We start from the raw sequence: 10,822 nt of genomic DNA on the forward strand, positions 1-10,822 counted from the left end.
CCTGCGCCAGCACGGGCTGGAGAAGGATTTCAAACTCAACATCGAGGCCAACCACGCCACGTTGTCCGGGCACAGTTTCGAGCACGATTTGCAGGTTGCCAGCGATGCGGGCCTGCTGGGCAGCATCGACGCCAACCGCGGCAATCCACAGAACGGGTGGGACACCGACCAGTTCCCGGTGGATCTGTACGACACGGTGGGGGCGATGCTGGTGGTGCTGCGGCAAGGCGGTCTGGCACCGGGTGGGTTAGCGATGCGGGCCTGCTGGGCAGCATCGACGCCAACCGCGGCAATCCACAGAACGGGTGGGACACCGACCAGTTCCCGGTGGATCTGTACGACACGGTGGGGGCGATGCTGGTGGTGCTGCGGCAAGGCGGTCTGGCACCGGGTGGGTTGAACTTCGATGCGAAGGTGCGGCGTGAATCGTCCGATCCGCAGGATTTGTTCGTGGCGCACATCGGCGGCATGGATGGACGCGTTCGCGCGCGGGCTGGAGGTGGCGCACGCGCTGCTGACGTCCTCGCCGCTGGAGCAGTGGCGGCAGGCGCGCTATGCGAGTTTCGACAGGACGCGTTCGCGCGCGGGCTGGAGGTGGCGCACGCGCTGCTGACGTCCTCGCCGCTGGAGCAGTGGCGGCAGGCGCGCTATGCGAGTTTCGACAGCGGTTGCCGGTGCGGCCTTCGCGGCGGGCAAGAGCACGTTGGCGGAGCTGGCCGCGCATGCGAGCAAGGTCGGCGAACCGACCCAACGCAGCGGCCGCCAGGAAGCCTACGAGAACCTCATCAACCAGTACCTGATGCGCTGATGCGCTGCGGTGACATGTCGCCGTCAGCGCTTGCGGGCGCGGGCGACAACCGGCGCGGCAACCGAGTCGCGCTCGATCAGCTGATGGGCGAATACATGATCGTTATGGCCACCAGACTCGCGTTCCTTGCTACGCAAACGGCGCAGCAGCAGATCGATTGCGGTGTCGGCCATCGCCGCAATCGGCTGGCGGACGGTGGTCAGTTCAGGCCACACGGTGGTCGCAGCGGAGGTATCGTCGAAACCGACCACCGACAGATCACGCGGCACATCCAGCCCACGTCGATGCGCCACCGACACGGCGGCGGCGGCCATGTCGTCGTTGCTGGCGACAATCGCCGTCGGTGGTATGCGCCGCGCCAACAATTTTTCCGCCGCCTCCAATCCGGAGCGATAGGTGAAATCCCCCTGTTGCACCAACGCTGTGTCCAGCCGCAGACCAGCCGCGTGCAGCGCCGCCTGGAAACCATCGAAGCGACGCGCGCTGGCCGACAGATTGGGATTGCCGGCGATATAGGCGATCCGCGTGTGGCCGTGCGCGATGAGATGCGCGGTGATGTCCTGGCTGGCGCGGAACTCGTCGATGCGCACACTCGGCATCGCCTCGCTGAAACGCCCGGATGCGATCGCCACCATGGGCACCTTGGCGCGCAAGAGTTCACTCACCGCCGTGTCCGATTCGCACAATGGCGGCGACAGGATCACCCCGGACACGCCCTTGGCCAGCTTGCGCACGGCCTTGCGTTCGGCGTCCGCACCGAGATCTTCCCAGTAGTCGATGATCAGTTGGATCGAGGTGCGCGAGGCAGCGCGCAGCACGCCCACCAGCAGATCGCTCAGGTAGGCGCCACTGGGATTGCTGTAGATCAGCGCGACCCGCGTGTTCTGTGCCGCGGCCAGTGCGCTGGCCGCCAGATTGGGCGTGTAGCCGAGCTTGTTCACCGCGCGCATGACGTGCATGCGAGTGGTATCGCGCACATTGCCTTGCCCATTGATGACCCGCGACACGGTCATCGGCGAGACCTTGGCGAGTGCGGCGACCTCGTCGATAGTCACCGCGTGACTCTTGCGCCGGACCGATTTCCTCACCTTCTCCACGATGGGCCTCTTGGCTGCTATGCGGGCACGTGGCTCGGTCAAGGCGGTCACCGGTCAACCCCGCGTCTGGGCCTACCGTGGCACGGGGTGGATCCGGACACGCGCGATGTCCGCATGGTACCGGGAAGCGGCCGACGCGGCGATGTGCGCAACGCTCCACAACGAGTGAGCACGCACGCATGAACGGCACAGGGGTGCCACGGCGGCGATGGTATCGGCATTGGCCATGGTGGTGCCTGGCCTTGCTGCTACCGATGACCACGCTGCATGCCGAGGATGGCGATGCCTTGTGGCTGCGCTACCCCGCGCTGACGCAGGCACAGGCGGCACCCTGGCGTGCGCTTGCCACGGAGCTGGTGGCAAGCGCCGATACGCCGTTGCAACAGACCGCACGCGAGGAGTTGCAGCGCGGTTTGGCGGGAATGCTCGGTGCCGCGCCACCGTTGGCCGCCACGGTGGACCGCGCTGGTGCGCTGGTGCTCGGCACGGCGGCCACGCCGGCAATCGCGCGGCTGCGGCTGGATACGCACGATCTGGGCGAAGAAGGATATCTGATCCGCAGTGTGGTGATCGATGGTCATCCGACCACCGTGTTGGTTGGCGGCGGCGAGCGTGGCGTGCTGTATGCGGCCTTCGGCTTTCTGCGTCTATTGCAGACCGGTCAGATGCCGACGGTGCTGCATCTACGCGATGCGCCACGAGTGCAACTGCGCATGCTCGATCATTGGGACAATCTGGATGGTTTCGTAGAACGCGGTTATGCCGGTGCCTCGCTCTGGAACTGGCGCGCGCCCGCCGCCTCCAATCCGGAGCGATAGGTGAAATCCCCCTGTTGCACCAACGCTGTGTCCAGCCGCAGACCAGCCGCGTGCAGCGCCGCCTGGAAACCATCGAAGCGACGCGCGCTGGCCGACAGATTGGGATTGCCGGCGATATAGGCGATCCGCGTGTGGCCGTGCGCGATGAGATGCGCGGTGATGTCCTGGCTGGCGCGGAACTCGTCGATGCGCACACTCGGCATCGCCTCGCTGAAACGCCCGGATGCGATCGCCACCATGGGCACCTTGGCGCGCAAGAGTTCACTCACCGCCGTGTCCGATTCGCACAATGGCGGCGACAGGATCACCCCGGACACGCCCTTGGCCAGCTTGCGCACGGCCTTGCGTTCGGCGTCCGCACCGAGATCTTCCCAGTAGTCGATGATCAGTTGGATCGAGGTGCGCGAGGCAGCGCGCAGCACGCCCACCAGCAGATCGCTCAGGTAGGCGCCACTGGGATTGCTGTAGATCAGCGCGACCCGCGTGTTCTGTGCCGCGGCCAGTGCGCTGGCCGCCAGATTGGGCGTGTAGCCGAGCTTGTTCACCGCGCGCATGACGTGCATGCGAGTGGTATCGCGCACATTGCCTTGCCCATTGATGACCCGCGACACGGTCATCGGCGAGACCTTGGCGAGTGCGGCGACCTCGTCGATAGTCACCGCGTGACTCTTGCGCCGGACCGATTTCCTCACCTTCTCCACGATGGGCCTCTTGGCTGCTATGCGGGCACGTGGCTCGGTCAAGGCGGTCACCGGTCAACCCCGCGTCTGGGCCTACCGTGGCACGGGGTGGATCCGGACACGCGCGATGTCCGCATGGTACCGGGAAGCGGCCGACGCGGCGATGTGCGCAACGCTCCACAACGAGTGAGCACGCACGCATGAACGGCACAGGGGTGCCACGGCGGCGATGGTATCGGCATTGGCCATGGTGGTGCCTGGCCTTGCTGCTACCGATGACCACGCTGCATGCCGAGGATGGCGATGCCTTGTGGCTGCGCTACCCCGCGCTGACGCAGGCACAGGCGGCACCCTGGCGTGCGCTTGCCACGGAGCTGGTGGCAAGCGCCGATACGCCGTTGCAACAGACCGCACGCGAGGAGTTGCAGCGCGGTTTGGCGGGAATGCTCGGTGCCGCGCCACCGTTGGCCGCCACGGTGGACCGCGCTGGTGCGCTGGTGCTCGGCACGGCGGCCACGCCGGCAATCGCGCGGCTGCGGCTGGATACGCACGATCTGGGCGAAGAAGGATATCTGATCCGCAGTGTGGTGATCGATGGTCATCCGACCACCGTGTTGGTTGGCGGCGGCGAGCGTGGCGTGCTGTATGCGGCCTTCGGCTTTCTGCGTCTATTGCAGACCGGTCAGATGCCGACGGTGCTGCATCTACGCGATGCGCCACGAGTGCAACTGCGCATGCTCGATCATTGGGACAATCTGGATGGTTTCGTAGAACGCGGTTATGCCGGTGCCTCGCTCTGGAACTGGCGCGCGCTTCCCAAGCATGTGGACCGGCGCTATACCGACTACGCGCGCGCCAACGCTTCCCAAGCATGTGGACCGGCGCTATACCGACTACGCGCGCGCCAACGCCTCGGTGGGGATCAACGGCGCGGTCGTGAACAATGTCAACGCCAGCGCGATCAGCCTCACCACGCCATATTTGGACAAGGCCGCGGCGCTGGCGGCGGTGCTGCGCCGGTATGGCATCCGCCTCTACCTGAGCGCACGTTTCAGCGCTCCGATGGAGATCGGCGGGTTGACCACCGCCGATCCGCTGGATCCGGCGGTGCGACGCTGGTGGCGCGCCAAGGCCGATGCGATCTATGCGCGGATTCCGGATTTCGGCGGGTTTCTGGTCAAGGCCAATTCCGAGGGGCAACCCGGACCGCAGGACTACGGCCGCAGCCACGCCGACGGCGCCAACATGTTGGCCGACGCCTTGGCAGCGCATGGCGGTGTGGTGATATGGCGCGCCTTCGTCTACGCGCATCCGCACGCGCAGCCGAGCGACCGCGCCAAGCAGGCCTACGACGAGTTCGTCCCGCTGGACGGCAAGTTCCGCGACAACGTGCTGCTGCAAGTGAAAAACGGCCCGATCGACTTTCAGCCGCGCGAGCCCTTCCATCCGGTCTTCGGCGCGATGCCACGCACGCCGCTGATGCTGGAATTCCAGATCACCAAGGAGTATCTGGGCTTCGCCACCCACCTGGCGTATCTGGGCACGCTGTACCAGGAAACCCTGCAAGCCGATACGCAACGCGGCAAGCAGGAGACGGTGGCGCGGATCGTGGAGGGAGCGCTGGACGGACATACGCGCAGCGGCATCGCCGGGGTGGCCAACATCGGTGCCGACCGCAACTGGTGCGGCTCGATCTTCGATCAGGCCAATTGGTACGCGTTCGGGCGGCTGGCCTGGAATCCGCAGGACGATGCGCGCTCCATCGCAGAAGACTGGGTGCGCATGACCTTCGGCAACAATCCGGCCCTGGTCGTGCCGGTGGTCGACATGATGATGGCCTCGCGCGAAGCGGTGGTGGACTACATGACGCCGCTCGGTTTGCATCACTTGATGGGCCGTGGTCACCACTATGGGCCGGCGCCATGGGATGCCGGCAGCGCGCGACCGGATTGGGATCCGGTGTACTACCACCGCGCAGACCGCAACGGCATCGGCTTTGATCGCAGCGCGACCGGCAGCAATGCGGTGGCGCAGTACGCGCCGCCATTGGCACGCCGCTTCGGCGATGTGCGCACGGTACCGGAACGGTATCTGCTGTGGTTCCATCATGTGTCATGGGATTACCGCATGCACTCCGGCCGGCCACTATGGGAGGCGTTGATCGCCCACTACGACCACGGCGTGGCCGAGGTGGCGCGGATGCGTGCGACCTGGGCCGGGCTGGCGCCATACGTGGATGCGCAGCGCTATCGCCAGGTCGCCGATTTTCTGGCGATCCAGCAACGCGAGGCACAGTGGTGGCGCGATGCCAGCATCGCCTACTGGCAAAAGGTGTCCGGGCGCGCGCTGCCACCAGGTGTCGTCCCGCCTGCGCATCCGTTGGCTTATTACCAATCGCTGTCGTTTCCAAACGCACCGGGAAATCCCAAATGACGCTGCACCGTGATGCCCTCCAGACTGTGCGCTGCCTGCTGTTGGCGGCGCTATGTGCGCCTGCGTTCGCCCAGGCCGAAAATACCGAGCAAACCGAGCAAGCTCCCTTGCTGCATGCGTTGTTCCAGGATCATGCGGTGCTGCAGCGCGATGCGCCGATCCGGGTCTGGGGTGACGCCACTGCCGGCGAAACTGTCACCGTGCAACTGGCACAACAGCGCGTGCAGACGCGTGCCGACCGCCAGGGCCACTGGCAGGCGCAGTTGCCGGCGTTGCCGGCGGGTGGGCCGTATACCTTGCAGGCCAGCACCGCACATGGCCGCATCCAGCGCGCCGACGATGTATTGATCGGCGACGTGTGGCTGTGCTCTGGGCAATCCAACATGGAACTGCCGGTGCAGCGCACGCTGGATACGCGCAATGAGCTCGCCGATGCGCATCACCCCATGATCCGCATGTTCAAGGTGCCGGCGCAGTCCAGTGCGCTGCCGCAAGCGCACTTCGGCGGTGCGAGCGCATGGCAGCCGACCACGCCGGAGACCGTCGGTGCGTTTTCCGCCACCTGTTATTACTTCGCCCGCGAACTCCACAAGACCGTGGACGTACCGATGGGCCTGATCAATGCGTCTTGGGGTGGTTCGCAGATACAGGCATGGATCGGCGATGCGGCACTACGCAAGGTAGACGACAACGCGCCGGCACTGGACGTATTGGCGCGCTATGCCAAGGATCCGCAGCAAGCCGCGCCACATTGGGGAAACCTGTGGGAAAGGTGGTGGCATGCACACGGCAGTGGCGCGCCCTGGCAACCCGGCGACAGCGGCACGGACTGGCGCGACGCACCGGCCACACTGGGCGCCTGGGACGACTGGGGCGTGCCGCAGTTGGTCAATTTCACCGGCATGGTCTGGTACCGCACGACGGTGACGCTGAGCGCCGCACAAGCGGCGCAGCAGGCCACGTTGGTGCTGGGGCCGGTGGACGAACTCGACCAGACCTGGGTCAACGGCCAGGCAATCGGCAGCAGCTACGGCGCAGACGATCCGCGCCATTACCCACTACCGCACGGCGTGCTGCACGCGGGCCAGAACACCGTGGTGCTCAACGTCTACAACAGCTACCGGCGCGGTGGCCTGCTTGGCGATCCCTCGGCGCAGTGGCTGCAACTGGGCGATGGCAGCCGGGTAACGCTGGAGCAGCACTGGCAGTACAGCATCGTACCGCCGCGGGTGGGCGTGCCGCCGCGCGCACCGTGGTCCTCGGCGGCGGGCCTGACCACGCTGTACAACGGCATGATCGCGCCGCTGGGCCGGATCGGGCTGCGCGGCGTGCTGTGGTACCAAGGCGAATCCAATGCCAGCGATGCCGCGCACTATCCGGCGTTGCTGGAGGCCTGGCAACGCGACTGGCGTCAACGCTTCGGCGCGGCGCTGCCGTTGTTGGTGGTGCAACTGGCCAACTACGGTAAGCCGCCGGTACACCCCGGCGAAAGCGGCTGGGCGCAATTGCGCGAAGCACAGCGGCGCTTCGTCGCCAACGATCCGCATGCCGCGCTGGCGGTGACCATCGACATCGGCGACCGTCACGACATCCATCCGGCCAACAAGCAGGAACTCGGGCGGCGGCTGGCGCGCGCGGCGCGGCATCTGATCTATGGCAAGACATTGCCACCATCGGGCCCCATCCCGCGCCGCGTGCAGCGCGAGGGAGAAGCGCTGCGGATCGATTTCGACGACGTCGATGGCGCCTTGCAGACATACAGCAGCGATGCGCCCATCGGCTTCGAACTGTGCGGCGCCGCTCCCGACAGTTGTCGCTACGCGCACGCCGAGTTGCAGGCGCACAGCGTGCGTCTGCCGCTGCCGTCCGGCAGCGTGCCGGTACGCGTGCGCTACTGCTGGGCCGATAGTCCGGTGTGTACCTTGTTCGATCATGCCGGGCTGCCGGCAGGTCCGTTCGAACTTCCTGTCCCGTCCGCGGCCAGTGCGGCCGCGGCGCTTTCCGTGAGTGCCCCCCGATGACCCAGATCTCCGCACATGCTGCTTCCCACCAAGGTTCCGCCCGCGACCGCGAGATCGTGGAGGCGCGGGTCATCGTCACCTGCCCGGGGCGCAACTTCGTCACCCTCAAGATCATCACCCGCAGCGGTGTCTACGGCTTGGGCGACGCCACGCTCAATGGCCGCGAACTGGCGGTGGCGTCCTACCTGCAGGATCACGTGGTGCCGAACCTGATCGGTCGCGATGCCGGCCGCATCGAGGACCTGTGGCAGTTCCTCTATCGCGGCGCATATTGGCGGCGCGGACCGGTGACCATGACCGCGATCGCGGCGGTGGACGTGGCGTTGTGGGACATCCTCGGCAAGATGGCCGGCATGCCGCTATACCAGTTGCTCGGTGGACGTTCGCGCGAGGGGGCGCTGGTCTATGGCCACGCCAATGGCCGCGACATCGCCGAAACCAGCGAGGAAGTCGCGCGTTTCCGCGAACTCGGCTTCATCGCCATCCGCGCGCAGTGCGGCGTACCCGGAGTGAAGAAGGCGTATGGCATCTCCAGCGGCGGCAAACCCTACGAACCGGCCGAGAGCGAACTACCGGCCGAGACGGTGTGGTCCACGCCGCGCTATCTGAGCGTGGTGCCGGCGCTGTTCGAACGGTTGCGCGCGGACCACGGCGAGGACATCGAACTGTTGCACGACGCGCATCACCGCCTGACCCCGATCGAAGCGGCACGGCTGGCGCGCGATCTGGAACCGTACCGGCTGTTCTGGCTGGAGGACGCCACCCCTGCGGAAAACCAGCGCGCGTTCGAGTTGATCCGCCAGCATTCGGTGACGCCGCTGGCGGTGGGCGAAGTGTTCAACTCCATCTGGGACTGCAAACACCTGATCGAACAACAGTTGATCGACTACATCCGCACCACCCTCGTGCATGCCGGCGGCATCACCCATGTGCGGCGCCTAGCCGATTTCGCCGCGCTGCATCAGGTGCGCACCGGCTTCCATGGCGCCACCGATCTATCGCCGGTGTGCATGGGCGCGGCGCTGCACTTCGATACCTGGGTACCGAATTTCGGCATCCAGGAGTACATGTTCCATTCCGACGAGGCCAATGCCGTGTTCCCGCACGACTACCGTTTCCACGCCGGACGCCTGCACTGTGGCGAAACCCCAGGGCATGGCGTGGACATCGACGAAGCCTTGGCCGCGCGCTATCCCTACGCACCGAAACAGCTGCCAATCGCGCGGCTGGAAGACGGTGCGATGTGGGACTGGTGAAGCGCGCACGCCGCTTGCGCGCACTGCGCGCGCCGCTGCTGTGGATCGGCGCGATGCTCACCGCCGTGTCCGCGGCGGCGGCCACGCCGACGGTCGCGTTCGACTGGTTCGCCTACCGCGGCAACGATGCGGTGTTCGACGCGCCGTTGCCGCCCGGCCACTACCGCAATCCGGTGCTGGCCGGGTTTTATCCCGATCCCAGCGTCACCCGTGTCGGCGCGCATTACTACCTGGTCAATTCCAGCTTCGCTTATTTTCCGGCGATTCCCGTGTTCGAGAGCCGCGATCTGGTGCATTGGCGGCAGATCGGCAACGTCGTCGAACGTCCCGAACAACTGGACTTCGATGGCCTGGACGTCTCGCGCGGCATGTTCGCCGCGAGCATCGCCCAGCATGAAGGCCGCTTCTACGTGGTCGGTACGGCCGTGGACAGCGGCGGCAACTTCATCGCCACGAGCGACGATCCGGCCGGGCCATGGTCGCCGCTGTATTGGCTGCCGGACATCGATGGCATCGATCCATCGTTGTTCTTCGACGAGGACGGCAACGCCTACCTGCTCAACAACGGTCCGCCTGTGGGGACACCTCGATACACAGGTCATCGTGCGATCTGGATGCAGCGTTTCGACCTGACCCGCATGCAGCCGGTCGGGCCACGCCAGGTGCTGGTCGATGGTGGTGCCGATCCGGCCAGCAAGCCGATCTGGATCGAAGGCCCGCATCTGTACAAACACGATGGCTGGTATGTGCTGTCCTGTGCCGAAGGCGGCACCGCCGCGCAACATTCGCAAGTGGTCTTGCGCAGCCGCGCGCCGTGGGGGCCGTACCTGCCGGCGCCGCACAACCCGATCCTGACCCAGCGCGACCTGCCTGCCGGGCGTGCGCATCCGGTCAGCAACGCCGGCCATGCCGACTTGGTCGAAGGCTCGGATGGGCGCTGGTGGGCCGTGTTCCTGGCCAGCCGGCCCTATGCGCAGAACCGCTACAACACCGGCCGCGAGACCTTCCTGCTGCCGGTGACATGGCGCGCGGGTTGGCCGTCGATCCTGCCCGCCGGGCAGCCGATTCCGTATGTCGCGCCCGGCCCTGCAACGTTGGATGACACGCATGCCGCCGACATCGCACCGTTGAGCGGCAACTTCCTCTGGCGCGACGATTTCGACGCACCACAGCGCGATCGACGCTGGCTGCTGCTGCGCACACCCAAACGTACATGGCTGGATCTGCGCACGCGCCCAGGTTGGCTGACCCTGCAACCGGACACGCAAGGGCTGCAGGACAGTGGCAATCCCGCCTTTCTCGCCTATCGCCAACAACACACGCGCTTTGAAGCCAGCGTCGCGCTGCAACTGCCGACGCCGCCCGGCGTGATCGCCGGTCTGGCCGCGTTCCAGAACGCCAATGCCTGGTACGTGCTCGGCGTGCATCGCCACGGTGGCAGCATCGAGGCGTTCATCGAGAAATGCGACGGCAAAAGTAGCCACGTCCTCGCACGCACCACGCTTCAAGCCAAGGGCGTGGTGCGGTTGAAAATCGCCGGCGACGGCGGTCACTATTCCTTCGCCACTGCCAGCGAGGGACAGGATTGGCGCTGGCTACGCCGCAACGACGATGCCGCCATGCTCAGCACCGCGCTGGCTGGCGGTTTTGTCGGCACCATGCTCGGGCCCTACGCCCGCCGCGAACCTGATCGCCCCACGGAGCACTGA

The 10,822-nt window shown here is 66.2% G+C and carries 5 protein-coding genes and 4 pseudogenes; 7 read left to right on the top strand and 2 right to left on the bottom strand.

The genetic code is table 11. The features are described 5' to 3' along the window. Positions 1-249: 249 nt before the first annotated feature. Positions 250-568: pseudogene (locus XANALMUS060_RS21315) on the top strand (xylose isomerase); the annotation flags it as partial. A gap of 2 nt (positions 569-570) precedes the next feature. Then, positions 571-808: pseudogene (locus XANALMUS060_RS21320) on the top strand (xylose isomerase); the annotation flags it as partial. 23 nt (positions 809-831) lie between these two features. On the opposite strand, the gene XANALMUS060_RS14520 reads toward XANALMUS060_RS21320, so the two are convergent. Continuing rightward, positions 832-1,905 carry a LacI family DNA-binding transcriptional regulator gene (locus XANALMUS060_RS14520; protein ID WP_045739050.1) on the bottom strand — a complete coding sequence of 358 codons (1,074 nt, stop codon included), beginning with the start codon at positions 1,903-1,905 and terminating at the stop codon, positions 832-834. Positions 1,906-2,159: 254 nt separating this feature from the next. Here XANALMUS060_RS14520 and XANALMUS060_RS14525 point away from each other — a divergent pair, with 254 nt between their 5' ends. Further along, positions 2,160-2,723, top strand: coding sequence for an alpha-glucuronidase family glycosyl hydrolase (locus XANALMUS060_RS14525; protein ID WP_045739051.1), 564 nt, complete (start codon positions 2,160-2,162; stop codon positions 2,721-2,723). Here XANALMUS060_RS14525 and XANALMUS060_RS14530 read toward each other — a convergent pair. Further along, positions 2,699-3,466, bottom strand: a pseudogene (locus tag XANALMUS060_RS14530) (LacI family DNA-binding transcriptional regulator); the annotation flags it as partial. The gene XANALMUS060_RS14525 and the pseudogene XANALMUS060_RS14530 overlap by 25 nt on opposite strands. 137 nt (positions 3,467-3,603) lie before the next feature. Between XANALMUS060_RS14530 and XANALMUS060_RS14535 the strand changes: the two are divergent. From XANALMUS060_RS14535 to XANALMUS060_RS14550, 4 genes and pseudogenes are all read left to right on the top strand, one after another. Then, positions 3,604-5,836: pseudogene (locus XANALMUS060_RS14535) on the top strand (alpha-glucuronidase family glycosyl hydrolase). Continuing rightward, positions 5,833-7,857 carry a sialate O-acetylesterase gene (locus tag XANALMUS060_RS14540; protein ID WP_045739052.1) on the top strand — a complete coding sequence of 675 codons (2,025 nt, stop codon included), beginning with the start codon at positions 5,833-5,835 and terminating at the stop codon, positions 7,855-7,857. Before XANALMUS060_RS14535 ends, XANALMUS060_RS14540 begins: the two are co-directional and overlap by 4 nt. Further along, positions 7,854-9,113 (top strand): D-mannonate dehydratase ManD, encoded by a 1,260-nt coding sequence (gene manD / locus XANALMUS060_RS14545; RefSeq protein WP_045739053.1) that lies wholly within the window; start codon positions 7,854-7,856, stop codon positions 9,111-9,113. Before XANALMUS060_RS14540 ends, manD begins: the two co-directional genes overlap by 4 nt. 53 nt (positions 9,114-9,166) lie before the next feature. Further along, a complete protein-coding gene (locus tag XANALMUS060_RS14550; protein WP_045739072.1) occupies positions 9,167-10,822 on the top strand; it encodes a glycoside hydrolase family 43 protein in 1,656 nt (551 codons plus the stop codon).

Origin of the sequence: Xanthomonas sp. MUS 060, from assembly GCF_000963215.1 — a bacterium.
Taxonomy (GTDB): domain Bacteria; phylum Pseudomonadota; class Gammaproteobacteria; order Xanthomonadales; family Xanthomonadaceae; genus Xanthomonas_A.

What these genes read in the sequence shown, in the direction of transcription:
- XANALMUS060_RS14525 (WP_045739051.1), top strand. Translation starts at nt 2,160, where the DNA reads ATGACCACGCTGCATGCCGAGGATGGCGATGCCTTGTGGCTGCGCTAC.
- XANALMUS060_RS14540 (WP_045739052.1), top strand. Translation starts at nt 5,833, where the DNA reads ATGACGCTGCACCGTGATGCCCTCCAGACTGTGCGCTGCCTGCTGTTG.
- manD (WP_045739053.1), top strand. Translation starts at nt 7,854, where the DNA reads ATGACCCAGATCTCCGCACATGCTGCTTCCCACCAAGGTTCCGCCCGC.
- XANALMUS060_RS14550 (WP_045739072.1), top strand. Translation starts at nt 9,167, where the DNA reads ATGCTCACCGCCGTGTCCGCGGCGGCGGCCACGCCGACGGTCGCGTTC.